This window comes from Microbacterium sp. SLBN-111, assembly GCF_049739645.1.
GTDB lineage: Bacteria > Actinomycetota > Actinomycetes > Actinomycetales > Microbacteriaceae > Microbacterium.
The window spans coordinates 2,221,243-2,246,330 of the sequence record NZ_JBMGQH010000001.1; the positions used below are offsets into that span (position 1 = coordinate 2,221,243).

Genomic DNA, 25,088 nt, shown 5'->3' on the forward strand with positions numbered 1-25,088 from the left:
ATGGGATTCACCACCGGAGATTTCCCCCCGGTCGACACGTCGACCTTCCTGCACCAACCGCTGCGTGAGCGTGTCCGAGCGCTCGCGCTGCACTGGGTCGAATACGGATTCGGCTCGCCGCGGATCATCGCGGCCACCTATGTCGCGAAGATCCTGTTTCTCTGGCTGTTCGTGGGAGCCGTGATCATCACCGCGACCAGCGGCGTCGGCTGGTTCTGGCAGGTCGACCAATGGTGGAATCAGCCGATCGTGTATCAGAAGGCCATCATCTGGACGATGCTGCTCGAGACGATCGGAGTGGCCGGGTCGTGGGGGCCGATCGCCGGGAAGTTCAAGCCGATGACCGGTGGCATCCTGTTCTGGGCGCGACCGGGCACGATCCGTCTGCGTCCGTGGGAGTGGGTGCCGGGCACCGCGGGCGACACGCGCACGATCCTCGACGTCGTGCTCTACCTCGGGCTCATCGCCTCGTTGGCCGTCGCTCTGGTGCTGCCCGGGACCGTGACGCCCGCGCTCGCTGCGGTCCTCCCGGGGAATACGAGCGGTCTCGTGCAGACCCCGGCCGTGATCGCCGCGATCGTGTTCCTCGTGCTGGCGGGGGTGCGCGACAAGACGATCGCGGTCGCCTCCCGCATCGAGCAGTACCTGCCGGCGCTGGTGTTCTTCGCCGTGCTGTCGTTCACCGACATGATCATCGCGCTGAAGCTGCTGATCGTCGTCGTCTGGGTGGGTGCCGGTGTCTCGAAGTTCGGGCGCCATTTCGTCAATGTCATCCCGCCCATGCTCAGCAATACGCCGTTCTGGCCGCCCCGGTGGCTCAAGCGCTCGCTCTACCGCGATTTCCCGAACGACATCCGCCCGTCCCGGGTGGCGCATTTCCTGGCTCACGTCATGGGAATGACCGTCGAGATCGCCGCGCCGCTCGTGCTGCTGTTCTCACAGAATTTCTGGGTGACGCTCGCGGCCGTGGTGGTGATGGTCGGTTTCCACCTTTTCATCATTTCGACCTTCCCCCTCGCCGTGCCGCTCGAATGGAACACGCTCTTCTCCTACGCGGCGATCTTCCTCTTCCTCGGATTCCCAGCGAGTGCGGGATACGGCGTCGGCGACATCAGCAGCCCCTGGCTGCTCGCCGGCCTGGTCGCGGCGCTGGCGTTCTTCCCCGTGCTCGGCAACCTGCGGCCCGACAAGGTCTCGTTCCTGCCCTCGATGCGGCAGTACGCCGGCAACTGGGCTTCGGCGCTGTGGACGTTCACGCCCGGTGCGGAGAAGAAATTGGATGCCGTCGTCCGACCGACCAAGAACCAGGTCGAGCAGCTGCAGCAGATGGGCTATCCCGCCGAGGTCGCCGAGATCACGATGCAGCAGACCATCGCCTGGCGATCGATGCACAGCCAGGGACGCGGGCTGTTCTCGGTCCTCTACCGGTCACTGCCGGACATCGAGTCGCGGACCGTCCGCGAGGGGGAGTTCGCCTGCAACTCGGTGATCGGCTTCAATTTCGGCGACGGGCATCTGCACGACGAGAGACTCATCCGCGCCCTGCAGACGCGCTGCCACTTCGCGCCCGGTGAATTCGTCGTGGTGTGGGTAGAGTCTCAGCCCATCCACTCGGCGTTCCAGGAGTACAAGGTGATCGACGCGGCCCTCGGGGTGATCGAACGCGGCCGGTGGCGCGTCGCCGACGCCGTCGCCGCCCAGCCCTGGCTGCCGGACGGTCCGATCCCGGTCGAGGTGCGCTGGAAGCGGGAGGGCTCCGAGCCGGTCCCCGACGTCACCAACAGCCTGCGTCTGCCCCGGAAGCGGAGCGAGCGGGTAGCGAGATGACCCGTGCCGTCGTCGTCGGCAGCGGACCCAACGGGCTCGCCGCTGCCGCGACGCTCGTCGCGGCCGGGGTGACGGTCCACGTCATCGAAGCCGCGGACGAACTCGGCGGAGGGGCGCGCAACAGTGTGCCCCTCCTGGCGGGACTGATCCAGGACCACTGCGCCGCGGTCCACCCGATGGCCGCCGCATCGCCCTACCTTCGCGACCTCGATCTGCCGGGGGTGGAGTGGGCGCTGCCGGAGATCGACTGCGCCCATCCGCTCGACGACGGCGACGCCGTCCTCCTCCGCCGGTCCATCGCGGAGACGGCGGAGGGACTGGGCCGCGACGGGTGGCGCTGGCGCGCTCTCTTCGGCGTGCCGTCGGCGAGGTTCGCGGCGCTGTCGGAGGACATCTTCCGTCCGCTCCTCGGCATCCCTCGTCATCCGTTCCTGCTCGCGCGATTCGGTGCGGTCGCGGCGCCCCCGCCGACCTGGGTGGCCCGCGTCTTCTCCCAGGAGCGGACCCGCGCCCTCTTCCTCGGTGTGGCGGCGCACGCGTTCCAGCGCTTGGACCTGCCGCTCGTGACCGGCATCGGTGCCGGCATCATCACCGCCGGTCACGCGGTCGGCTGGCCGGTCATCGCCGGGGGGACGGGAGCCCTGACGGATGCCGTGATCGCTCGCCTGCGCGAGCAGGGGGTCACGTTCGAGACCGGCACGCGCATCCGCTCCCGCCGGGAGCTTCCGCCCCACGACATCGCGCTGCTCGACGTGCACCCGCACGCCGTCGCGGAGATCCTGGGGGAGAGCCTCCCGGCGCGGGACGGAAAGGCCTTCCGGCGCTTCCGCGCCGGCCCGGCGGCCTTCAAGGTCGAGTTCGCCGTTGCGGGCGGAGTGCCGTGGCGCTCGCCGGAGGTCGGTCGCGCGGGGACGGTCCACCTCGGTGGTTCGGCCCGTGAGATCGTCGCCGTCGAGCGGGAGACGTCTCGCGGTCGGATGCCGGCGCGCCCCTTCGTCCTGGTCGGTCAGCAGCACGTCGCGGACCCGCAGCGGTCGGTCGGCGACGTGCACCCGGTCTACGCGTACGCCCACGTGCCGGCCGGCTACACCGGGGACGCGACCGATGCGATCGTGGCTCAGTTCGAGCGGTTCGCGCCGGGATTCACCGAACGCGTCGTGGCCACCCGCGTCCTCACCGCCACCGACCTGAGCCGCGAGAACCCCAACTTCGTCGGGGGCGACATCCTGACCGGGGCGAAGACGCCGCGGCAGTTCACGCTCGGGCCGCGCCTCTCCGCGCAGCCGTACGATACGGGGGTGCCCGGTTACTACCTCTGCTCGGCGGCCACTCCGCCGGGGCCCGGCGTGCACGGATTGTGCGGAGTCAACGCGGCCCGACGCGCGCTGCAGTCCGTGGCATCCCTCGAGATCCGGGAAGACGCAGGCGTCCACCGATCGTGACCTTTCGTGCTGATCCTCCCGACGGCGTCGAGGACCGCGGCGGTGACCTCGACACGCGAGCCCTGCTCGCGCTCGTGGCGCGCCACCTCGACCTGCGCATGCCCGAGATCGTCGCCGAGATGCGAGACCTCCTCGCCTCCCGCATCGACGACCTCGGCGGGGACCCCCAACTGGTCGAGATGCTGCATGGGAGCATTGAGGGCAACGTCACGACGATCTGCCACATCCTGACCAACGACATCGATGTCGACAGCCTCCAGCCCACGACCGCCGCCGTGGAGTACGCCGCCCGGCTCGCGCAGCGGGACGTGCCGCTGTCGTCTCTCACCCGCGCCTACTACCTCGGACAGAGCATGTTCCTCCGCCTGGGGATCGCCGAGGTCGAGAGGCTCGACATCCCCGAGGGGATGAAGATCGAGGTCGTGCGCGGCATCGCGGACGCCGTCCACCGCTACATCGACTGGATCCTGCAGTTCGTGTCGACGGTGCACGACGAAGAACGCCGACGGTGGTGGAACACCCGTGCCACCCTCAACGCGGCGGTCGTCCTCAAGGTCCTGCGCGGCGACGCGCTTCCCGTCCGGGGGTTCGCGTCCGAGACCGGATACTCGCTCGCGCAGAGCCACCTCGCGCTCGTCGCCTGGTCGGACGTCGACGACAGCGACCCCGAGCGACAGCGGGAGACCGACCACGCGCTCCGCCGGATCGGCGGAGCACTGCGCTCGCCCGTGCCCCCGTTGGTCACCGCGGTCGACCGCTCCACGGCGTGGGCATGGATCGGTTCGCCGATCCTCACGGAGCAGTCGCTCGCCGACACCGCGGCGCTCGTACAGACCGTTCCCGGGCTGCGCCTCGCGCTCGGCACGATCGCCGGCGACGTCGCGGGGTTCCGCCGCTCCCATGAACAGGCCGTCGCCGCACGTCTCGTGGCTCTGACCTCGCCGCGCTACCGCGGTTCCACGGTCGTGACGTACACGGACCCGCAGGTCGCGCTCGTGGATCTGTTGACCAAGGATGCCGCGAGCACGCGCCGCTGGGTGCTCGACGTCCTGGGGCCCTATGCCGTCCCGGGGGAGCAGGCCCGGCTGGTCCGCGAGACGCTCGCCGTGTATTTCTCGTGCGGCGAGAATGCCGTGCGCACCGCGGAGGTCCTTGGCATCCATCGCAACACGGTGCGCCAGCGCGTCGACCGGTTCTGGAAGGACCGCGCGTCGCACTCCTCGGACGGGCTCCAGATCGCGCTGGCCCTCCGCGTCTACGACGACCTGCCCGTCGAGAGCTGAGGGCCACCCGCCGCCCGCGCGGACGCGTCAGCGCATCCGGAGGGGTGCCTCTGCCGGTGCCCCGTCTTAGAGGCGTCTGAGAACCGTCCCGCGATCATCGCGGCATGACCTCGAACGCCCGACCGTCCCGCGTCCCAGATCCCTCGCCGCTGTTCTGGATCGCCAAGGCCGCCTCCACTGCGCTGGGGGGAGGCGGTGTCCGACTTCTCGATCCGCGCGCTCGACCCCGTCGTCGCTGTGCTGCTCGGGTTCGTCTTGTTCGTCGTCGCGCTCGCGTGGCAGCTGACGCGCCGTCGCTATGTCCCGGTCGCCTACTGGCTGGCGGTCGCGGCGGTGGGCGTCTTCGGGACCATGGCGGCCGACGTCGCGCACGTCGTGATCGGCCTGCCGTACCTCGCGTCGACGGCGCTGTACGCGGTTGTGCTCGCGGCGGTCTTCGTGTTCTGGCGGCGGAGCGAGGGCACGCTCTCCGTGCACGAGGTCACCACGACCCGACGCGAGCTGTACTACTGGGCAGCCGTGGTCGCGACGTTCGCTCTCGGCACGGCCGTGGGGGATCTGACGGCCGTGACGTTCGACCTCGGCTACCTCCCTTCGATCGTCCTGTTCGCCGTCCTCATCACGGTTCCCGTGATCGGATGGCGGATGGCGTGGTGGACCGGGGTGTTCGCGTTCTGGTTCGCCTACGTCCTGACGCGACCGCTGGGCGCGTCGGTGGCGGACTGGCTCGGCAAGCCCGCCAGCGAGGGCGGTGTCGGAGTCGGAACCGGGTGGGTGTCGCTCGCCCTGACGGCGGTGATGGTCGTCCTCGTCGCGATCATGCAGGCGGCTCCGCGTGTCGCACGTCGCGCGGATCGCGCCGACGGGATGCCGTTGCCCCTGGCCTGAGGCAGAGATCAGTGCTTTCTTAGAGCCGCGGGCGCATGCTCGTGGCATCCGGATCGATTCCGGGTGACGCGACCCGTCGTCGCCCGTCGGACCGGGGAGAGCAGAGGACATGAGCACACCCGCCGCCGGCCGCCCCCGGCTGCTGCTGATCGAGGACGACGAGCAGCTCGGACCAGTCATGGCCACGGTCCTCGACGAGGTGTACGACGTGACCCTCGTCGCGGACGGCGGCGAGGCGCTCGATCTCGCCGATTCCCGGACGTTCGACGTCATCGTCGTGGACCGGCGCCTGCCCACCGTCGACGGGCTCACGATCGTGGAGACCCTGCGCCGGGCCGGATCCCGCACCCCGATGCTCATCCTCACGGCGCTCGGCACCGTGCAGGACAGGGTGCGGGGCCTGGATGCCGGCGCGAACGACTACCTCGTCAAACCGTTCGAGTTCGACGAGCTCTTCGCGCGGCTGCGGGCGATCCGCCGGGTCAGCAACGGCGAGGGGCCGTTCGTGCGCGTGGGGGAGTGGGAGTTCTACCCGGAGTCGCGCGCCGTGTACTCGCCGTACGACGGCCGCATCATCCTCACGGAACGCGAGAACGCGCTGCTGCGGCTCCTGGCCGTCCACCCCGAACGGACCTTCTCGCGCGACGACATCCTGCGCGAGGTCTTCTCGCCCGACGACACCCCCGGCGCGGTGGACACGTACGTGCACTACCTCCGCAAGAAGACCGATCCCGCCATCGTGCAGACCGTGCGCGGACGCGGCTACCGGCTGGGACTGTTGTGACCCGCGCCGCCGACGCCGACACGCGTCTCGTCCGCGCCGCCGCCCGGCGCGTGGCGCTCACGATCACGGTGGCCGTCTCGGTGCTGGTGCTGGCCGTGATCGTCGCGGCGTTCTCCGTGGTGCTGACCCAGGTGCGTCTGACCGACCTGCTGCACCCGGGTCGGCACACGACCCTCGTCGATGTCGACGGCATCGACATCCTCCTCGGCGCCGTCGCGATCGGCGCGTGCGCGATCGCGTCCGCGGGGGTCCTCGGGTGGCTCGTCACCCGCAGAGCCGTGCGACCGCTCGTCGACGCCCTCCGGCGTCAGCGCGAGTTCGTCGCCGACGCGTCCCACGAATTGCGCACGCCACTCGCGATCCTGGATGCCAGACTCCAACTGCTCGAGCGCTCCCTCGACCCCGCGGACCCCAACGCGGAGGTGGTCGGTCGGCTCCGCGCGGATTCCCGCACGCTGATCGGTGTCGTGGGTGATCTCCTGGAGTCGATCGAGATCCCCACCGGGACGGCGATCGAACCCGCATCGGTCGTAGGTGTCGTCGAATCCGCGGTGTCGACCATGGCCATCCTGGCGCGTCATCGCGGGGTGGACCTCGTCAGCGGACCCCATGATCGCGACCTCTTCGCGGCCATGCCGGAGGCGAGCCTGCAGCGTGCGGTGATCGCTCTCGTCGACAACGCGGTCAAGCATTCGCCCCCGGGCGGGATGGTGCTCGTGATCGTTCGACGTGAGGGCCGTGATGTGCGCATCGATGTCGCCGACGAAGGTCCCGGCATCCAGGGAATCGCCCCGGATCGGGTGTTCGAGCGCTTCGCCCGTTCGGCGAACGTCGTCGACGGCGGGGGATCGTCCCGCAGCGGCTTCGGTATCGGGCTGTCTCTGGTGCAGGACGCCGTCTCGCGATACGGGGGCTCGGCCCGCGTCGCGGCGACGTCGGAGGCGGGGACGACGATGACACTGCGTCTTCCCGCCGTCGATCTCCGTCGACAATTCAGGAGGAGTCGGCGAAAGCATTATATTTCGCGTGACTAACTTCTGCAGCGAGATTCTTTTTCGTGCAGAGTATTTTCGTCACCGCGGTGGAAGCGGCTGGTAGAGCGAAAACTCTCGGGAGTTCATGAGGCCGCGCCTCGCCTTCACCATCGTGTAGCCGTGGGAGCGCAACTCCTCTACGGTCTTCGGCGTCAGGGGGCGCCTGTCGATCTTTTCCCACCCGGTCGCGAGCCGGTATCCATGTGTGATGGTTCGTGCGCGTGCCATTCATTTCCTCCCGCGCCCATCGTGGCATCAATAGGAGTCCGCCGCGAAATGAAAGGTGGCGGAAAGATGAACGATCGGCCGGAAGAACATATAAAACTGTCGGAATCGAAATTTCGGCGAAATCTCGCATCCGCTCACTCCGCCCGACGCCCGTTCCCGGTGAGTTCTCCCCAGTCCGCCGCGGGTCCGCCGCCGGGTCGTAGCGACGACAGGAACGCCATGTGCACCTTGAAGCACGCGAGTCGCAGCGTCGTCGCCCAGCCGATGACCTCGTCCCCGTGCACGGCCTTGTACACGACGCGATCACCGGGGGAAGCGCGGCGGATCTCCACACGTCCGTACTCGTGCCCGTGCGGGTCGATCATGCGCCACGTGCCGGTGGGGCCCTCGACGGCGGCGAGGATCGGATGCCACTGCGTCACGGTGCGCCGGAACCTTTCTCCGGCCGAGTGGGATCACCGTACGCTCAGCCCCCGACATCGCGCCAGGGGGTCGGCTGCGCGTCAGCGGTGGTCGCGCCAGGAGTGCTGCGGCTCGTACCCGAGAAGGCGTCGCGCCTTCTCGATCGAGAGCAGTGTGTCGGTGCCGCTCAGGTCGCCCCGCGCCTCGACGTCGGGGAACACCTCGGCGGCCAGCTCCGCGTTGGGCCGCGTCATCACGGTGTCGGCGGCGGCGATGATGAAGCGGTCGAAGCCGGCCGGAGCGTTCTCGAGCGCCCGCTGCACCGCCTGCGCGCCGTCGCGCGCGTCGATGTACCCCCACAGGTTCCACTTGCGGGTCCGGGCGTCGGCGTCGAACGGGAACTCGGCGTAGTCCTCGGGGACCATCACGTTCGAGAAGCGCAGCGCCGTGATCGACAGCTCCGGATGCCAGCGAACGAGCTCCGTCGCCAGGTGCTCCTCGAGCACCTTCACGAGCGAGTACACCGACTCGGGGCGCGGCGCGTACTCCTCGTCCACGGGGATGTACGGCGGGTCGATGTCGAACGGCAGACCCAGCACCGTCTCGCTCGAGGCGTAGACGATGCGGTGGATGCCGAGTCGCACGGCCGCCCAGAACACGTTGAACGTGCTGACCATGTTGTTGTGGAAGGTCGCCACGTCGGAGCGGATGCCGGGAGCCGGGATCGCGCCGAGGTGCACGAGCGCGTCCACGCCGTCGTGCTGGTCGTTGACGCCCGCGAGCGCGTCGATGACCTGCCCGTAGTCGGTGAGCTCGACCTGCACGAACCCCGGGCCGCGCTCGCCGCGCACGTCGAGGCCGATGACCTCGTGTCCGGCGGCGCGCAGTTCGCGCGCCACGACGGTGCCGAGTTTGCCGGATGATCCGGTGAGGGCGATGCGCATGGGCGTCCTTCGGTCGGGGGTGTGCGCTCGACGTTACCGGCGCTCGGGGGCGGCGGGGCGGTTCGGGGGTGAAAGTCCGCCGGCTCGCGTCGGCCGGGGATCTAGCCGTGAGAAGGTCTTTTCGTCAAGCGCCGATTCGCGGCTAGGTCGAAGTGCTTCGCTTTGGGGACGAGCCGGGTTCGTGAACCGTCACGATCTCGCCCCGGCCACTGCTGACAGGAACTGGCATGACCTCTTTGTCCTCCGCGACCGACGCGTTCCTCGCGTCGCGCGCGGCTGACGGTGATCAGATCGCCTTCGGCATCCTCGTGCGGCGGCACGCCCCGTTCCTCGTCGCGTTCGCGACGAAGTTGACCGGTTCGCGTGCGGATGCCGACGACTGCGTGCAGGAGGCCCTGATCACGGCGTGGCGGCGGCTCCCGGACCTCGCCGATCCCGAGAAGGTCCGCAGCTGGCTCACCACGATCGTGTCCCGCAAAGTGACGGATCGGATGCGGTCGCGCAAGATCTCGGAGCAGATCGACGAGGAGATGGTCTCGGTCGGGGATGACCCCGAGCGCTCGGTTGTGGCATCGTCGCAGATGGACGCGTTGAAGAAGGTCCTGGCCGATCTCCCCGAAGAACTGCGCGTCGTGTGGGTGCTCCGCGAGGTCGGCGGCCACAGCTACGACGAGATCGCGACCGAGGTCGGCGAGACCGCGGCCACGGTCCGCGGCCGGCTTGCCCGGGCGCGCAAGACCGTGTTGGAACGCATGCAGGAGTGGAGGTGATCGCATGAGTGAGGACGTCGACCAGACCGACGACGTGGGCGGCTCGGGATACTCGCTCGAGGATCTCTCCGCGTATCTCGATCGAGGGCGCACCCCCCGGATCCCCGCGATCGAGCGCAATGCCGAATGCCAGGCCCTGATGGCATCCATGGAACGAATGGCACGACTCTCGCGCGAGATCGTCGACGAGCAGGCCGCGGAACCGCTCGCGGAGTCCTGGTACGACGAGATCATGCGCGAAGTGATGCGCGAGTTCCGCGCGGGTCGCGACATCCCGCTCGCCCGGACCGAGGACGGAACGCAGCTGGTCGTGACGGAGGGCGCGCTCTACGAGCTCATCCGCACCGTCGGCGACGAGGTCGAGGGGGTCCTCGTCGGGCGCGTGCGCATCGACCAGCCCGAGCCCACGGCCCCGCTCGACGTGCGGGTCACCGTGAGCGTGCTGTTCGGCTACCCCATGCAGACCACGGTGGACCGGATGCGAGACGGCATCCGCGCCGCGATCGAGCGGCACGGGGACTTGAGGGTCGGACGCGTGGACGTCACCGTGGGTGACGTGCACGTCGATGGGGAGGACGAGTGATGACCGAGACCGCAGCCGAACTGGCCCCGCGCATCGATCTGGCCGTGACCGCGGTCGCCGGTGTCCGCGAGTCGTACTCCGCGCGCCCGGTCGTGGCCCGCGCCTACGAGCGCATGGCCGAGGTCGAGGGATCACTCGCGGCCGTCGATGAGAAGGCGGGGGCGCGCGACGTCACCGTTTGCATCGGCGTCTCGACCGACGACGACGGTGCCGCCGTGGCATCCGCCGTCGCCGAGGCGGTGCGCCAGGCCGGAGCGGGCGCCCCGACGGATACGGTGCGGGTGCGGGTCGCCCGGCTGGTCGCTCCGCGATCCTGAGCATTCTCGCGGTCACCCCGCGGCCTCGGGGGGTGTGGGGCGCAATACGCTGAGAGGACCGACTCTCGCCCCTCGGAGGATGCATGACCGCGCAGCCCGTGATCGCCGTGACCGGTTCCACCGGTGCCGTCGGAGGGCGCGTCGCGCGTGACCTCGCCGCGCGCGGCATCCCGCAGCGCCTCCTCGTGCGAGACGCGTCGCGCGCCCCCGAGCTCGAGGGGGCCGAGGTCCACGTCGCCGGGTATTCGGACGCGGATGCCGCGGTCGCCGCGCTGACGGGGGTCGAGACGCTGTTCATGGTCTCGGCATCCGAGTCCGCCGATCGGGTGGACCACCATCGGACCTTCGTGGATGCCGCCGCCCGCGCGGGCGTGCACTCGATCGTGTACACGTCGTTCCTCGGTGCCGCGCCCGACGCGGTGTTCACGCTCGGGCGCGATCACGCCGTGACCGAGGACGTCATCCGCGCCTCGGGGATGTCGTGGACGTTCCTCCGCGACAACTTCTACATGGACATGATGGAGCTCTTCGCCGGCGACGACGGCGTCATCCGCGGCCCCGCGGGCGACGGGCGCTGCTCGCTCGTGTCGCGGTCGGACGTCGCGGCCACGGCCGTCGCGGTGCTCCTCGACCCGGCCGCCCACGCCGACCGGACGTACGACCTGACCGGACCCGAGGCGCTGTCGATGGAAGAGGTGGCGCAGAAGATCTCGGCCGTGCGGGGACACCCGGTGCGCTACGTCGACGAGACGCTCGACGAGGCCTACGCCTCACGCGCGGTCTACGGCGCCCCGCCGTGGCAGGTGGAGGCATGGGTGACCACGTACACGGCGATCGCGAGCGGCGACATGGCCGTCATCTCGGGCGACGTCGAGGCCGTCACCGGGCGCCCGGCGCAGAGCTTCGACGAGTTCCTCGGCGCCGTCGCGTGAGCCCGGGGTCCGCGAGCGTCCGGATCGTCGGGTATGCTGACCGCGTGCTGACCTGTCGCTGTTGTCGCTGAACGCCCCCGCGTTCTTTCTCGACGACCCCGTCAGCCGCGCCCCCGGGCGCATCGACCCCCAGGACTCCATCGTGCGTTACGCCCAGAGCGTCGCCGACCTCGTCGGCAACACCCCCCTCGTCCGTCTGAACCGCGTGACCGACGGCATCGCCGCCACGGTCCTCGCGAAGATCGAGTATTTCAACCCCGGCGGCTCCGCCAAGGACCGCATCGCGGCCAACATCATCGACGCCGCCGAGCGTGACGGCTTGCTCCGTCCGGGCGGCACGATCGTCGAGCCGACCAGCGGCAACACCGGCGTCGGTCTCGCGCTCGTCGCGCAACAGCGCGGGTACCGCTGCGTGTTCGTCGTGCCCGACAAGGTCGCCGAGGACAAGCGCGCCGTGCTCCGTGCGTACGGCGCCGAGGTCGTCGTCACGCCGACGAATGTCGAGCCCGACGACCCGAACTCGTACTACAGCGTCTCCGACCGCCTGGTGCGCGAGATCCCCGGCGCTTTCAAGCCCAACCAGTACGCCAATCTCAACGGTCCGCGCAGCCACTACGAGACCACGGGGCCCGAGATCTGGCGCGACACCGAGGGCACGCTCACGCACTTCGTCACGGGCGTCGGGACCGGCGGCACGATCAGCGGCACCGGGCGCTACCTGCGCGAGGTCGCCGGCTCGTCGGTGCGCATCGTCGGCGTCGACCCGGTCGGCTCCATCTACTCCGGCGACGACATCCACGGCTACGACGTCGAGGGCGTCGGCGAGGACTTCTGGCCGCCCGCCTTCGACCCGACCGTGGTCGACGCGTACGAGCGCGTGTCGGATGCCGAATCCTTCGCGATGACGCGCCGCCTCGCCCGCGAGGAGGGACTGCTCGTCGGCGGCTCGAGCGGCATGGCCGTCGTCGGGGCGCTGCGCGTCGCGCGCGATCTCCCCGCCGACGCGGTCGTCGTGGTCCTCCTGCCCGACCACGGCCGCGGCTACCTCAGCAAGATCTTCGACGACCAGTGGATGACCGCGCGCGGCTACGACGTCGAGCCCGTGGCATCCGTTCTCCCCGCATCGAACACCCAGGAGCACTCCGCATGAGCACCCACGACGCCGCCCGCGGCTTCGACAGCCTCGCCGTTCACGCAGGCCAGGCCTTCGACCCCACGACCGGCGCGGTGATCCCTCCCGTGCACCTCTCCACGACCTACGCGCAGGACGGCATCGGCGGCCTCCGCGGCGGCTACGAGTACGGCCGCAGCGGCAACCCCACGCGCACGGCGCTCGAGACACAGATCGCCGCGCTCGAGGGCGGCGCCCGCGCGTTGTCGTTCGCGTCCGGCCTCGCCGCCGAGGACGCGCTGCTGCGCGCGGCCCTCGTCCCGGGCGACGAGGTGCTGCTCGGCAACGACGTGTACGGCGGCACCTATCGCCTGCTCGCGCGGGTGCTGGGCCCGTGGGGCGTGAAGCTCCGCGTGGTCGACATGAGCGACCTGGATGCCGTGGCTGCAGCGATCGAGCAGCGCGCGCCGCGCATGGTCTGGGTCGAGACGCCCAGCAACCCGATGCTGCGGATCACCGACATCGCCGGGCTCGCCCGACTCGGCCACGCGGCCGGCGCGATCGTCGTCGTGGACAACACGTTCGCCTCCCCGGCGCTGCAGCGCCCGATCGCGCTCGGCGCCGACGTCGTCGTGCACTCGGCCACGAAGTACCTCGGCGGTCACTCCGACGTCGTGGGCGGCGCGCTCGCGTTCGCCGACGCCGACCTCGCCGAGAAGACGCAGTTCCTCCAGTTCGCGGCCGGGGCCATCTCGGGACCGTTCGACGCGTACCTCACCACCCGCGGCATCAAGACGCTCGGCATCCGGATGGAGCGCCACAGCGCCAACGCGCAGGCCGTCGCCGAGCACCTCGCCGGGCACGACCGCGCCGCGAAGGTCTACTACCCGGGGCTTCCGTCGCACCCGGGGCACGCGCTCGCGGCCGCGCAGATGAGCGCGTTCGGCGGCATCGTGTCGCTCGAGCTCGCCGACGGCGCCACCGCGCGCCGCTTCGCCGAGTCGACGCGGCTGTTCACGCTCGCCGAGTCGCTCGGCGGCGTCGAGTCGCTCGTGAACTACCCGGATGCCATGACCCACGCCTCCGTGCGCGGCACGGAGCTCGCGGTCCCCGACACGATCGTGCGCCTGTCCGTGGGCATCGAGTCGGCCGAGGACCTCGTGGCCGACGTCGACCGGGCGCTCGCCGCGCTCTGACGCCGCGCCGGGGAGCCGTGGGCGCCCCGCGCGGTGAAGTTCGCGGGGTTCGCTCGGGTGAGGGTGATCGGACCTGTTCTGAGCTACAGTGCGGCTATGGAGACGAGTAGGCGGGGGTTCCTTCTCGGTGCGGCCGGTACGCTGGCGACAGCGTCGACGATCGCCGGGACCACGGGCTCCGCGACGGCCGCAACGACGTATCAGGTGTCGACGCGGAAGGTCGACATCACACCAACATCGAGCTTTCCCATGGGTGGCTACGGTGCGTCAGGCGAGCATGCGTCGGGGCGCGTCAGCACGGGCGTCAATGAGCCCCTTATGGCCCGGTGCACCGTCATTTGGGACCAGGGCGTCCCTAACGTCATCGTCACGGCTGATGTTCTGGCTTTCGGGCCCACGATGCATCGGGATATTCGGGCCGGGGTTGTGCAACTGGGGGTGGCGAGCTCAGACTTCGTGCTCACTGCCACTCACACGCACAATGGTCCGGCTTTGATCGAGAAGCTCGATCCTTACATCTCCTACAACTCGACGTCTTCCGAGATTCAGAAGATCAAGACGTACAGTACGCAGCTCACCGCCAAGATCATTCAGCTCGTCAGTAACACCTTGAGCGCTACGAAAACCTCATGCACGCTGGACTATCGCGTCGCCAGCGCTGATTTCTCGTCTAATCGCGCTGGCCTCCCTTACGAGGAGCGTGATGTTCCTATCCTCGTGGCGCGCACGAGCAGCGGGACGCCGCGAGCGGTTCTCTTCGGCTATGGCTCCCACCCTGTAGCGGCGGGAGTTCAGACGATGTTTGACCCGGATTACCCCGCCGAAGCCATCAAGCGGATCGAAGAGATCAGTCCGCAGACCTTCGCCCAGTTCCTTCTCGGACCCGCTGGCGACCAGAACCCCACGGTGCCCTCGGGTCCGTCGCCGTTTGAAGCCTCCGATTCTCTTGGTGACGGCCTCGGCAAGACGGTCCGCTCCGCGATCACCACTGCGGGTCGAGCGCTATCCGGTGGCATCCGGACGGACTACCAGCGCATCTCGCTCCCCTTGGACGTGACCAACACGACACAGAACATCGCCGCAGTCGCCCAAGCGTATGACCAGCGCTTCATCGCTACCGCTCCCCTTAATACCTGGGAGCATCGTCATGCTGGCAAGATGGCCGCCGCCGCACGTAACCGCACCTTCGATATGGCCGTCGAGCTACCTCTGCAGGTGTGGAAGTTCTCGGGATCGCCCGGACTTCAGATCGTTTTCGCTGGCGGCGAGGTCGTTTCCGGTTACGCCGTGTATTTTCGCGTCCGCAACGGTGGAGCGGCCAAACTCTGGTTCAACGGCTATTCGAACGAGGTGCCCGCGTACATCCCGAGCAACGAGCTTCTTGATCGAGCCGGTGTCGGGCTTGGGGCGTACGAAGCAGGTATCAGCTCGGACTCGCCTGGGATCGCCGGCGGGTCCATGGCGGTTTATAACCATTTTGGACATTTCCTGCGAAAGATGTCTGCCAGCAGTCCGGACGGTGTTGAAGAGACGTTTATCGCCGCCCTCACGGCGATGCTCACCTGACACTTCGGCAGCGCAAGTCGTCGCGGACCTCGCTGACGTGCATGTCGCGTGGAACCGTGCTGGCCGGGTTGCTGGCATCCATCGCGATAAACGCAATCCGCCCGAAGAAACGGCCTGTCGAGGCGTTTCTTCGGGCGGATGCCGTTTATCGCGGGGGGGGGGGGGGGGGGGGGCAAGGGCGCTGCGGGCGCCGGGGCGCGGGTCAGCGCTCGGCGGCGGCGAGGTTCTGCTCGAGCTCTTCGCGGTTCTGGCGGATGCCGTACCCCGGGGTGTCGCGCTCGATGCGCCAGCTGTCGGCGAGTGGTCCGATGTTGACGGTGTCGAAGCCGAACGTGTCGTAGATGCCGGTGATGAGCGCGATTCCCTCGTCGGAGTCACTCGCCGTCGCGAGAGCCCGACGGTTCGGCGTGCCGGCCGGCGATCCCGTCGTGAGGATCTCGGCCGCACCGATGTGGTTGAACGCCTTCACGACGGTGCTCTCCGGCAGGTGCTCCTGCAGCATCTGCGCGGTGGTCGTGCGCTTCTCGTCGAGCTCGGCGATGTGCCCGTCGCGCTCCCAGTAGTAGTTGTTCGTGTCGAGGACGGTCTTGCCGCGGAGCGCCTCGACGGGGACGTCGCGGTACGCCTTGAGCGGGACAGTCACGACCGCGATGTCGCCGGCCTCGGCCGCCTCCTGCGCCGTCGCCGCGCGGGCATGGTCGCCGAGTTCGGCGACGAAATCCGCGAGCGTCTCGGGACCACGGGAATTCGCGATCACGACGTCGTATCCGTGCTCCACGAAGCCCCGCGCGAGCGCCTGGCCGATGTTTCCTGCTCCGATGATTCCCACAGTGGTCATGCTCGATCGAACGGCGAGGGCGTGGTCGGCATTCCTCCGAAAATAGGAAAAGTCAGTTAGTTAGTTAGCATCCCTAGATATTTGTGTCAACCGGCAGCTACGGTAGGCGCATGGGGGATAACTTCTCTCCTGTCGCACCCTCGCGATCGTGGTCGCAGACCGGTGTTCGGGTCACCGTTCCGCTTGACCTGTGAGGGCGACGGCCCCCGGTGGACGCGGCTTCGGACCACCGGGGGCCGCTTTCTTTTTCGGGCAGCCGAGGTGGAAGACTGGTCCGTCGGCGGGCGCCGGCCCGCCCACCCCCGTCGCAAGGACCCCCGCCCCGTGATCGAACGCACCCGCACGCCCCGCTCCGTCCGCTTCTACGCCGTCTGCATCGGCGTCGGGCTCCTCGCCGGTCTCATGTCCGGCCTGTTCGGGGTCGGCGGCGGCACGGTGATCGTGCCGCTGCTCGTGCTGCTGCTCGGGTTCGACCAGCGCTTCGCGGCCGGGACCTCGCTCGCGGCGATCGTGCCCACGGCATCCGTCGGTGTCATCACCTATGCGATCGACGGTCACGTCGCGTGGATCCCCGCGCTGATCCTCGCCGCGGGTGCGGTGGGTGGCGCGCAGATCGGCACGTGGCTCCTCCCGAAGCTCTCGCAGACCGCGCTGCGCTGGTCGTTCGTCGCGTTCCTCGTCGCGGTGATCGTCAGCCTGTACTTCGTCATCCCCTCCCGGGATGCCGAGCTCGCCCTGACCTGGGTCACCGGGCCGAGCCTCCTCGCGCTCGGCGTGGTCACCGGGATCCTCGCGGGTCTGCTGGGCGTCGGCGGCGGGATCATCGTCGTCCCGGCGCTCCTGCTGCTGTTCGGGACGAGCGACCTGATCGCCCGCGGAACCTCGCTCCTCATGATGATCCCCACCGCCATCTCGGGGACCGTGGGGAACCTCCGCCGCTCGAACGTCGACCTCCGCGCGGCCGCGTGCGTCGGCATCGCGGCGTGCACCACGACCGCTCTCGGCGCCTCGCTCGCGAAGCTCGTCGACCCGTTCGTCGGCAACGTCCTCTTCTCGATCTTCCTCGTCTTCATCGCCACGCAGATGGCCGTGAAGGCCGTGCGCGGTCGCCACCAGCGCTGAGGCGGCGGAGGAGCGGTCGGTAGACTGACCCGGTGCCCGTGAACCCCGAACTGGTCGGACGAGTCTTCCCGTCGACCGCGCCGTATCTCGTCGGACGGGAGAAGGTGCGCGAGTTCGCCCGCGCCGTCTTCGCCGACGCCCCGCAGCACTCCGACCCCGACGCGGCCCGCGCGCTCGGCTACACCGACGTCGTCGCGCCGCCGACGTTCGCGATGGTCGTGCAGGACCTCACGTTCCAGCAACTGCTCGGCGACCCCGAGTCGGGCATCGAGCTGTCGCGGCTGGTCCACGCCGAGCAGCGCTTCCGGTACTCCCGGCCGATCGTGGCCGGCGACGAGCTCACCGCGACGTTGTCGGTGACCGGCATCCGGACCCTCGGGGCCAACGCGATGATCACGAGCGAGGCGGAGATCGTGGATGCCGACGGCGCCCATGTCGTGACGACGACCAGCGTCCTGCTGGCGGGGGAGGCCGACGCATGACCGCGTTCACCGTTGGAGACGTCGTCGCCGAACGTTCCGTGCACCTCACGCGCGAGTCGCTCGTGCGGTACGCCGGGGCCTCCGGCGACTTCAACCCCATCCACTACCGCGACGACGTCGCCGCCGAGGTCGGGCTGCCGGGCGTCCTCGCCCACGGGATGCTCACGATGGGCATCGCGGTCGGCACGCTCGCCGAGGTGCTCGGTGACACCGGCCGCATCCTCGAGTACGGCGTGCGTTTCACGCGGCCCGTTGTCGTCGACCCCGTCGAGGGAGCCGACCTGAACGTCAGCGCCAAGGTCGGCGCGGTCGACGACGAGGCCGCCCGCATCGATCTCACCGTGACGCACGCGGGGACCACGGTCCTCGGCAAGGCGCAGGTGCGCGTGCGGCTGGCCTGATGCCCGACATCACCCCCGTCCCGCTCTCCGAGCTGACGACCCTCCGCACCGGCGGTCTGCCCGAGCGGACGATCGAGGCCCGCACGCCCGACGAGCTGGTTTCGGTGCTCCGCGACCTGTGGGGCGCGGGCGAGCCGTGGCTCGTCGTCGGCGGCGGCTCGAACCTCTTCGTCGGCGACGAGCCGTTCGAGGGCACGGTGGTGCTCGTGCGCACGTCCGGCATCGAGGAGCTGCCCGGTTCCCGCCCCGACACGGTGCGGCTGCGGGTGCAGGCCGGCCACGACTGGGATGCGCTCGTCGCCGAGACGGTGGCCCGCGGGCTCGCCGGCATCGAGGCGATGTCGGGCATCCCGGGGACGGTCGGCGCCGCTCCGGTGCAGAACATCGGAGCGTACGGCCAGGAGGTCGTGCAGACGCTGGTCGAGGTGGAGCTCCTCGACGAGTCCACGGGTGAGGTCTCGACCGTCCCGGCATCCGATCTCGGTCTCGGCTTCCGCACCTCCGTGCTGAAGCAGCACTACGGCTCGGTCCCCGAGCGCCCGGCCGTGATCGTCTCGGTCACGCTCGAACTCCATCGCGTCGGTGATGGCGACCGTCCGATCGCGGGCGGCCAGCTGCGCGGAGCCCTGGGACTGGATGCCGACGCGGCGGTGTCGCTGCGCTGGATCCGCGAGCACGTGCTGGCGACCCGCGCGCGCAAGGGTATGGTGCTCGACCCCGAGGATCCCGACACGTGGAGCGCCGGGTCGTTCTTCCAGAACGCGATCGTCTCGGAGGCGTTCGCGCGGACGCTTCCCGCCGAATGCCCGCGCTGGCCGCTGTCGCCCGCGATCGACCCGGTGACCGTGATCCCGCTCGCCGCGTTCGACGGCGTCGTGCCGACTCCGGTGACGGAGCGCCGCGAGGTGAAGGTGAGCGCGGCGTGGCTCATCGAGCACGCGGGGCTGTCGCGCGGCTTCCGGTTCCCGCGCTCGCGCGCCGGGCTCTCGACCAAGCACACGCTCGCGCTCACCAACCGCGGCCGCGCGACGGCGGCCGAGATCGCCGAGCTCGCCCGCTTCGTGCAGAACCGTGTCCAGTCCGAGTTCGGCCTGCTGCTGCAGCCCGAGCCGGTGCTGGTGAACGTCGAGCTGTAGCGTGCAGTCGCTTCGCGCGTGAGTCGCCAAGATTTGTCGCTCGCGGCGGGGCGGAGGCGACAGATCTTGGCAACTCACGCGTGCGATCACGCGAGCAGGCGGCGGATGCGCATCAGCAGCGCCTCGGGGGCGTCGAAGTCGCGGGCCGTGACCACCGTGACGCGGTAGCCGAGCGACTCCAGCTCCGCACGACGCGACTGGTCGCGGCTCCATTGCTGCGGGTCGCGGTGGTAGTCGCCGTCGTACTCGATGATGAGGCGCGCGTCGCGGTAGAGCAGGTCGACGCGCGCGACGAAGCGGTGGCCGTCGAAGATCTCCACGTTGCACTCGGGGGTGGGGAGTCCGGCTTGAATGAGAAGGACACGAAGCTCGCTCTCCCTCGGTGACTCTGCCCGGTCGTCGGCGAAATCGACGGCGAGCCGGCGCCGACGTGATCCTCGGCCGCCGAGGAATCGTCTGTGCATCCGCTCGAGGTCCGCGCGCGACGCGAGTGGATCGCGGCGCGATAGCAATCTGTCCGAGATCGCGGTCAGGGCGCCGACATCGAGCACCTCCGCGAGCTCGGCCCACGTCCGTAACGGCGAACTGCAGCGGATTCCTTCGACTTCGACGATGTCAGATGCTTCGACAGCGAGCGTGCGGCCGGTGACGCCCGGGCGGCGAATGCGATTGCATCCGCTCGGCACGCCGATGCTCGGGGACTCTCTCGCGGCTCGGCCGAGCGACGCGGGGAGAGGGAGCCCCAGTAGGACTGCCGCAGTGGGTCCGCACACGAACGCATGGTCCGGCAGAGCACGCACCAAGACGCTCAGACGCTGGAGGTCAGTGGCATCCGATTCGAGCCGAGTCCCCGAGTACGGGGCATCCCACCTCACCGAGCGAAGGCTGCTCGGGGACAGTCCGTGCGCCCGTCCCTCGGCAACGGTGAATGCAGAGGTGGGCCCGGTGGGGAGGTGTGATCGTTGCATCCGCCGATCATGCCGCGCCAGCCGCATGGCCCTCTGCAGTTATCCACCTGTGGAGGGGGGCCCACCCGCGTGAGTCGCCAGGATTCGTTGTCTCAGTGGAAACACAGGCGACAAATTCTGGCGACTCACGCGAGAAAGAACGCACCTAGGAGAACAGGCGCTGAAGGCGCTGGACGCCCTCCAGGAGCTCGGCGTCGCCGAGGGCGTAGGACAGGCGGAGGTAGCCGCTCGGGCCGAAGGCCTCGCCGGGGACGACCGCCACCTCGGCCTTCTCCAGGATCAGGTCGGCGAGCTCGAGCGAGGTCGTCGGGGTGACGCCGTCCCACTCTCGGTTCAGCAGGCCGCGGACGTCGGGGTACACGTAGAACGCGCCGAGCGGGTTCGGCACCTCGACGCCGTCGATCTTCGCCAGCTCCGCCACGATCAGGCGGCGGCGTCGGTCGAACGCCTCGCGGAACTGCTCGGCCTCGTCCTGCGGTCCGTTCAGCGCTGCCGCGGCGGCGATCTGCGCGATGTTGTTGACGTTGCTGGACAGGTGCGACTGCAGGTTGGCGGCGAGCTTCATGGCATCCGCCGGTCCGATCATCCAGCCGACGCGCCATCCGGTCATCGCGTACGTCTTCGCGACGCCGTTGACGAGGATCGTCTGCCCGGCGAGCTCGGGCACGGCCTCGACGATCGACACCGCGCGGGCCCCCTCGTACGTGAGGTTCTGGTAGATCTCGTCGGTGATGACCCAGATGCCGTGCTCGAGGGCCCAGCGGCCGATCTCCGCCGTCTCTTCGGGCGTGTAGACCGAGCCGGTGGGGTTCGAGGGCGAGACGAACACCAGGACGGTGGTCTTGTCGGTGCGGGCGGCCTCGAGCTGCGCGACGGTGACCTTGTAGTCCTGGTCGGCACCGGCGAACACCTCGACGGGCACGCCGTCGGCGAGGGCGATCGCCTCGGGGTAGGTCGTCCAGTACGGCGCGGGGAGCAGCACCTCGTCGCCGGGGTTCACCACGGTCTGGAACGCCTGGTAGACGGCCTGCTTGCCGCCGTTGGTCACGATGATCTGCGACGGCGCGACCTCGAGGCCCGAGTCCCGCAGCGTCTTGGCGGCGATGGCCTCGCGCAGCACCGGGAGCCCGGCGGCGGGGGTGTAGCGGAAGTTCGCGGGGTTGTGCAGCGCTTCGGCCGCGGCATCCACGACGAACTGCGGGGTCGCGAAGTCGGGCTCGCCGGCGGCATAGGAGATGACGGGACGGCCGGCGGCCTTGAGGGCCTTGGCCTTGGCGTCGACCTTCAGGGTCGCGGATTCGGCGATGGCGGAGAGCTTGCGGGAGAGCGGAGCACGGTCGGTCACGGCACCGAGCCTACTCGGCGCGCCCGGGATGCCGGAGGCTCGGGGCGTCTCGCGGGGTGGGGGAGCGCCGCCGTGTCAGACGGTCGTGGAGAACAGCACCCAGAGCACGGGCAGGACGAGAAGGATGCCGAGGGCCGCACCGATGATCGAGAGGGTGGGCCGGCGGCCCGCCCGCACTCGCAGGACGATGCCGATCGTCCCCACGATCACGATGACCACCCCGAGGAACGCCATGATCGGGAGCAGCACGATGCCGAGCCACCAGATCGCGTTCATGCCCGGAGCGAGCCCGATGAGGAAGATCATGAGCGCGGGCAGCAGGATGAACGCCGCGAGGATGATCGCGACGATGCCGAAGCCGTCGCTCGCGCGACGACCCGCCGGGGAGACAGACGCCATGCGGTCACGGTAGCGCGTGGCGGGCGGGCTGTCGCCGGTGCGTTAGCGTGGCGTCGTGACAGTAGGGGCCCCGGATCGGACGCGCGTGCATCGTCGGGGGCTCGGCACACTGCTCCGGATCGGGTTCGCGACCGCGATCGTCGGGGTGAGCACCGGACTCGCCGTGCTGCTGCTCGTCTGGATCGTGCACACGATCGAGCACCTCGTGTGGGGCCATGACGAAGGCCCGTTCCTCGACGGCCTGGCGTACCCGTCGGTGTGGTGGCTGCCCATCGCGACGGTGGGCGGCGCGGGTGTCGTCGCGGCGCTCGGCTGGTACCTGCTGCGCCGTTTCGGTCGCAAGATCGCGACGGTCGAGCAGGGCGTCGCGGGCGCGCACATGCCCTGGTGGGAGACGCTCGCCGACACCGTGATCCAGGTCACCTCGGTCGCCCTCGGCGCCTCGATCGGCAAGGAGGTCGCGCCGCGCGAACTCTCCGCGATGGCCGGGTCGAAGATCGTGCGGTGGTTCCGCCTCGACGCCCGCTGGGGCCGCATCCTCATCGCCGCCGCCGCGGGCGCGGGTCTCGCCGCGGTGTACAACGTTCCGCTCGGCGGAGCGCTCTTCGCGATCGAGATCCTCCTCGCGCAGTTCAGCGTCGGCGCCGCGGTCGTCGCGCTCGCCGTGAGCGCGATCGCGACCCTCGTCGCGCGGCCGCTGGTCGGGGACGACTCGCTGTACCACGTGGCATCCCTCGACGTGAACGCGTCGCTCATCGTGGCGGCGATCCTGATCGGACCGCTCATGGGGTGGGGCGCCACGAGCTTCGGGGCCGTGACGTCGCTCCTGGCGAAGGTGCGTCCGACGGGGTGGAAGCTCCTCGTCGCGCTGCCGCTGACCTTCGCCGCCGTCGGTGCGCTCGGGGCCGTGTTCCCGTTGATCCTCGGCAACGGCCGCGCGCTCGCGACCGCCGGCTTCGACCTCAGCCAGCCCGCGCTGCTGCTGCTCGCCCTCGCCGCGCTGAAATACGTCGCGACCGTGGTGTCGCTCGGTTCGGGCGCGGTCGGCGGCACGCTGCAGCCATCGGTCGCGATCGGCGCGAGCCTGGGCGCCGCGGCCGCCGCGGGCTGGGCGTTCGTGTGGCCGGGAGCGGATGCCACGGCGCTCGCGATCGTGGCCGCGGCGGCGTTCCTCGCCTCGAACATGCGCGCGCCGTTCACCGCGATCGTGCTCGTGATCGAGTTCACCGGCACCGGCTTCGACCTGCTGCTGCCGATCTTCCTCGCCGTCGCCGGATCGCTCGCCGCCGCGCGACTGACCTCGCGCGCGAGCCTGCGCCGCTTCGCCCCGCGCGACCCCGGGCGCGAGTAGCGCGGGACCGGGTGCCGCGCGCAAGCCCGGCGGGGCCTGGTGCCCGTCCACGTAGGCTCGACGGGTGATCGAGTGGATCCTGACCGAATGGATGCAGATCCTCGGGTTCGCGACGGGGGCCGCGTGCGTGCTCCTCGCCGCCCGACGGAACGTCTGGACCTACCCCATCGGCATCGCCAACAACGTCGTCTTCCTCGTCGTGTTCGTCCCGGCGGGACTGTACGCGTCGGCGGGCCTGCAGCTCGTCTACCTCGCGCTCGGCGTCCACGGCTGGGTCCGGTGGACGCGCGGTGTCGAGCACGACCGCGACTACGTCGCACGGACGCCCCGGCGGGCCGTGCCGTGGCTGATCGCCGCGGGGGTCGTCGGCATGGCCGTCCTCACGTGGCTTCTGGCGACGTTCACCGACTCGCAGGTCGCGCTCGCCGACGCCGGGACGACGGCGGCGAGCCTGGTCGCGCAGTACATGCTGAACCGCAAGTGGATAGAGAACTGGGCGGTGTGGATCGCCGTCGACATCGCCTTCGTGGCCCTGTCGATCGCGACCGGGCTGTGGATCATCGCCGCCCTCTACGCCCTGTTCGTCGTGCTGTGCATCGGCGGATGGCGCGGCTGGCATCGCGTGCTGCGCGAGGGAACGACGACCTCGGCGCCCGCGGACGCGCGTGTCTGAGCGGCGGTTCCGCCACGGGGTGGTGGTGGGGAAGTTCTATCCGCTGCACGCCGGGCACGCGCACCTGATCCGCTCCGCCGTGCGGGCGTGCGAGAGGGTCACGGTCGAGGTCATCGCGGCATCCATCGAATCCATTCCGCTCGAACGGCGCGCCGCGTGGATCCGCGAGGGGCACCCGACCGTGCGCGTGGTCGATCTCGTCGACGACACCCCCGTCGACTTCGGTTCCGAGACCGCGTGGGACGCGCACACCGCGACGATCCGCGGGCTCCTCGACGAACCCGTCGACGCGGTGTTCACGTCCGACGACTACGGCGCGGAACTCGCCCGGAGACTGGATGCCGAGTGGGTGCAGGTCGACCCGGGTCGGGTCGTGAACCCGGTGTCGGGCACCGCCATCCGCCGTGATCTCGCCGGTCACTGGTCGGAGCTGTCGCCCGCGACACGAGCGGACCTCGCCGCGCGCGTCGTCGTGCTCGGCGCGGAGTCCACCGGATCGACGACGCTCGCCGAGGCGCTCGCCGCCGAGTTGGGGACGCTGTGGGTTCCCGAGTACGGCCGCGAGATCAGCGTGACGCGCGAGGGCGGCCTCGACGCACCGTGGCGGAGCGACGAGTTCGATCTCATCGTCGACCGGCAGATGGAGTGGGAGCGCGATGCGCTGCGGCGGGTGCCCGTCCCGGTACTCGTGTGCGACACGGACGTGCTGGCCACGGCGCTGTGGCACGAGCGGTACGTGGGCACGGTCGCCGACCGCATCCACGCGCGCGCGGCGGCGCACCGCCCGGCCCTGTACGTGCTGACCGGCGACGAGATCCCGTTCGTGCAGGATGGCATGCGCGACGGCGAGCACATCCGCGCCGACATGCAGGACCGCTTTCGTGCGGTGCTCGCGGCGCAACCCGTGCCGTGGCTCGAGGTGCGCGGGTCGGTGGCGGAGAGGCTCGCCGCCGCGCTGCCCGCGGTGCGCACCGCCGTCGCCCGCTGGACCGCGTTCGAGGCTCCTCTAGAGGGTCGGCCCCTCGCCGAGCAAGAGGCTCTCCGGCGCCGGGCCGCGGGTTAGGCT

25 protein-coding genes and 1 pseudogene are annotated in these 25,088 nt (G+C 69.9%); 20 read left to right on the forward strand and 6 right to left on the reverse strand.

The features are described 5' to 3' along the window. The 6 genes from RKD05_RS10255 to RKD05_RS10280 all read left to right on the forward strand — a co-directional run bounded on the left by RKD05_RS10255 (window position 1) and on the right by RKD05_RS10280 (window position 7,258). Window positions 1–1,827, forward strand: a complete 1,827-nt coding sequence (locus RKD05_RS10255) for a DUF3556 domain-containing protein (RefSeq protein WP_424709827.1) — start codon at window positions 1–3, stop codon at window positions 1,825–1,827. Then, window positions 1,824–3,269: a phytoene desaturase family protein gene (locus RKD05_RS10260; protein ID WP_424709828.1), complete on the forward strand. Its 1,446-nt coding sequence runs from the start codon at window positions 1,824–1,826 to the stop codon at window positions 3,267–3,269. The genes RKD05_RS10255 and RKD05_RS10260 overlap by 4 nt, the downstream gene beginning before the upstream one ends. Further along, on the forward strand, window positions 3,266–4,552 hold the full coding sequence (locus RKD05_RS10265) for a PucR family transcriptional regulator (protein WP_424709829.1): 1,287 nt from the start codon (window positions 3,266–3,268) through the stop codon (window positions 4,550–4,552). Before RKD05_RS10260 ends, RKD05_RS10265 begins: the two co-directional genes overlap by 4 nt. Before the next feature lie 195 nt (window positions 4,553–4,747). After that, window positions 4,748–5,440, forward strand: coding sequence for a hypothetical protein (locus RKD05_RS10270; RefSeq protein ID WP_424709831.1), 693 nt, complete (start codon window positions 4,748–4,750; stop codon window positions 5,438–5,440). Window positions 5,441–5,549: 109 nt separating this feature from the next. After that, window positions 5,550–6,224, forward strand: coding sequence for a response regulator transcription factor (locus tag RKD05_RS10275; protein ID WP_424709833.1), 675 nt, complete (start codon window positions 5,550–5,552; stop codon window positions 6,222–6,224). After that, window positions 6,221–7,258, forward strand: a complete 1,038-nt coding sequence (locus tag RKD05_RS10280) for a sensor histidine kinase (RefSeq protein ID WP_424709835.1) — start codon at window positions 6,221–6,223, stop codon at window positions 7,256–7,258. The genes RKD05_RS10275 and RKD05_RS10280 overlap by 4 nt, the downstream gene beginning before the upstream one ends. Before the next feature lie 362 nt (window positions 7,259–7,620). Here the strand turns inward: RKD05_RS10280 and RKD05_RS10285 are convergent, their stop codons facing one another. After that, window positions 7,621–7,908: a hypothetical protein gene (locus RKD05_RS10285; protein WP_424709836.1), complete on the reverse strand. Its 288-nt coding sequence runs from the start codon at window positions 7,906–7,908 to the stop codon at window positions 7,621–7,623. An 81-nt stretch (window positions 7,909–7,989) separates the two neighbouring features. Beyond that, a complete protein-coding gene (locus RKD05_RS10290; RefSeq protein ID WP_424709838.1) occupies window positions 7,990–8,832 on the reverse strand; it encodes an NAD-dependent epimerase/dehydratase family protein in 843 nt (280 codons plus the stop codon). Between the two features lie 227 nt (window positions 8,833–9,059). Here RKD05_RS10290 and RKD05_RS10295 point away from each other — a divergent pair, with 227 nt between their 5' ends. From RKD05_RS10295 to RKD05_RS10325, 7 genes are all read left to right on the forward strand, one after another. Further along, window positions 9,060–9,602, forward strand: a complete 543-nt coding sequence (locus RKD05_RS10295) for an RNA polymerase sigma factor (protein WP_063256667.1) — start codon at window positions 9,060–9,062, stop codon at window positions 9,600–9,602. A gap of 4 nt (window positions 9,603–9,606) precedes the next feature. Beyond that, entirely contained in the window at window positions 9,607–10,185 is a 579-nt protein-coding gene (locus RKD05_RS10300) for an Asp23/Gls24 family envelope stress response protein (protein ID WP_424709839.1), read from the forward strand. Further along, entirely contained in the window at window positions 10,185–10,502 is a 318-nt protein-coding gene (locus RKD05_RS10305) for a hypothetical protein (RefSeq protein ID WP_424709840.1), read from the forward strand. Before RKD05_RS10300 ends, RKD05_RS10305 begins: the two co-directional genes overlap by 1 nt. An 83-nt stretch (window positions 10,503–10,585) precedes the next feature. Then, on the forward strand, window positions 10,586–11,434 hold the full coding sequence (locus tag RKD05_RS10310; RefSeq protein WP_424709842.1) for an SDR family oxidoreductase: 849 nt from the start codon (window positions 10,586–10,588) through the stop codon (window positions 11,432–11,434). 61 nt (window positions 11,435–11,495) lie between these two features. Continuing rightward, entirely contained in the window at window positions 11,496–12,584 is a 1,089-nt protein-coding gene (locus RKD05_RS10315; protein ID WP_424709843.1) for a pyridoxal-phosphate dependent enzyme, read from the forward strand. Then, window positions 12,581–13,741: a cystathionine gamma-synthase gene (locus RKD05_RS10320; RefSeq protein ID WP_424709844.1), complete on the forward strand. Its 1,161-nt coding sequence runs from the start codon at window positions 12,581–12,583 to the stop codon at window positions 13,739–13,741. Before RKD05_RS10315 ends, RKD05_RS10320 begins: the two co-directional genes overlap by 4 nt. A gap of 96 nt (window positions 13,742–13,837) precedes the next feature. Continuing rightward, window positions 13,838–15,307 carry a hypothetical protein gene (locus tag RKD05_RS10325; RefSeq protein ID WP_424709846.1) on the forward strand — a complete coding sequence of 490 codons (1,470 nt, stop codon included), beginning with the start codon at window positions 13,838–13,840 and terminating at the stop codon, window positions 15,305–15,307. A 202-nt stretch (window positions 15,308–15,509) separates the two neighbouring features. Here the strand turns inward: RKD05_RS10325 and RKD05_RS10330 are convergent. Continuing rightward, window positions 15,510–16,160: pseudogene (locus RKD05_RS10330) on the reverse strand (NADPH-dependent F420 reductase); the annotation flags it as partial. A gap of 309 nt (window positions 16,161–16,469) precedes the next feature. On the opposite strand from RKD05_RS10330, the gene RKD05_RS10335 reads away from it, so the two are divergent. Genes RKD05_RS10335 through RKD05_RS10350 form a run of 4 tightly spaced genes read left to right on the forward strand, consistent with a single transcriptional unit; the run spans window position 16,470 to window position 19,286 of the window. Further along, window positions 16,470–17,267, forward strand: a complete 798-nt coding sequence (locus tag RKD05_RS10335; RefSeq protein WP_424709848.1) for a sulfite exporter TauE/SafE family protein — start codon at window positions 16,470–16,472, stop codon at window positions 17,265–17,267. A 32-nt stretch (window positions 17,268–17,299) separates the two neighbouring features. Further along, window positions 17,300–17,749, forward strand: coding sequence for an FAS1-like dehydratase domain-containing protein (locus RKD05_RS10340; protein WP_424709850.1), 450 nt, complete (start codon window positions 17,300–17,302; stop codon window positions 17,747–17,749). After that, a complete protein-coding gene (locus RKD05_RS10345) occupies window positions 17,746–18,150 on the forward strand; it encodes a MaoC/PaaZ C-terminal domain-containing protein (RefSeq protein WP_424709851.1) in 405 nt (134 codons plus the stop codon). The genes RKD05_RS10340 and RKD05_RS10345 overlap by 4 nt, the downstream gene beginning before the upstream one ends. Beyond that, window positions 18,150–19,286, forward strand: coding sequence for a UDP-N-acetylmuramate dehydrogenase (locus RKD05_RS10350; RefSeq protein ID WP_424709853.1), 1,137 nt, complete (start codon window positions 18,150–18,152; stop codon window positions 19,284–19,286). The genes RKD05_RS10345 and RKD05_RS10350 overlap by 1 nt, the downstream gene beginning before the upstream one ends. Window positions 19,287–19,372: 86 nt before the next feature. Here the strand turns inward: RKD05_RS10350 and RKD05_RS10355 are convergent, their stop codons facing one another. The 3 genes from RKD05_RS10355 to RKD05_RS10365 all read right to left on the reverse strand — a co-directional run bounded on the left by RKD05_RS10355 (window position 19,373) and on the right by RKD05_RS10365 (window position 21,998). Beyond that, window positions 19,373–19,606 (reverse strand): endonuclease domain-containing protein, encoded by a 234-nt coding sequence (locus tag RKD05_RS10355; protein ID WP_424709854.1) that lies wholly within the window; start codon window positions 19,604–19,606, stop codon window positions 19,373–19,375. 793 nt (window positions 19,607–20,399) lie between these two features. Further along, window positions 20,400–21,599, reverse strand: coding sequence for a pyridoxal phosphate-dependent aminotransferase (locus RKD05_RS10360; RefSeq protein WP_424709856.1), 1,200 nt, complete (start codon window positions 21,597–21,599; stop codon window positions 20,400–20,402). A 75-nt stretch (window positions 21,600–21,674) separates the two neighbouring features. Further along, a complete protein-coding gene (locus RKD05_RS10365; protein ID WP_424709857.1) occupies window positions 21,675–21,998 on the reverse strand; it encodes a hypothetical protein in 324 nt (107 codons plus the stop codon). A 55-nt stretch (window positions 21,999–22,053) separates the two neighbouring features. Here RKD05_RS10365 and RKD05_RS10370 point away from each other — a divergent pair, with 55 nt between their 5' ends. The 3 genes from RKD05_RS10370 (at window position 22,054) to RKD05_RS10380 (ending at window position 25,085) form a co-directional block, all read left to right on the forward strand. Continuing rightward, window positions 22,054–23,349 (forward strand): chloride channel protein, encoded by a 1,296-nt coding sequence (locus tag RKD05_RS10370; RefSeq protein WP_424709858.1) that lies wholly within the window; start codon window positions 22,054–22,056, stop codon window positions 23,347–23,349. Window positions 23,350–23,413: 64 nt separating this feature from the next. Continuing rightward, window positions 23,414–24,022 carry a nicotinamide riboside transporter PnuC gene (gene pnuC / locus RKD05_RS10375; protein ID WP_424709860.1) on the forward strand — a complete coding sequence of 203 codons (609 nt, stop codon included), beginning with the start codon at window positions 23,414–23,416 and terminating at the stop codon, window positions 24,020–24,022. Then, on the forward strand, window positions 24,015–25,085 hold the full coding sequence (locus RKD05_RS10380) for an AAA family ATPase (RefSeq protein ID WP_424709862.1): 1,071 nt from the start codon (window positions 24,015–24,017) through the stop codon (window positions 25,083–25,085). Before pnuC ends, RKD05_RS10380 begins: the two co-directional genes overlap by 8 nt. The last annotated feature ends 3 nt before the right edge of the window (window positions 25,086–25,088 follow it).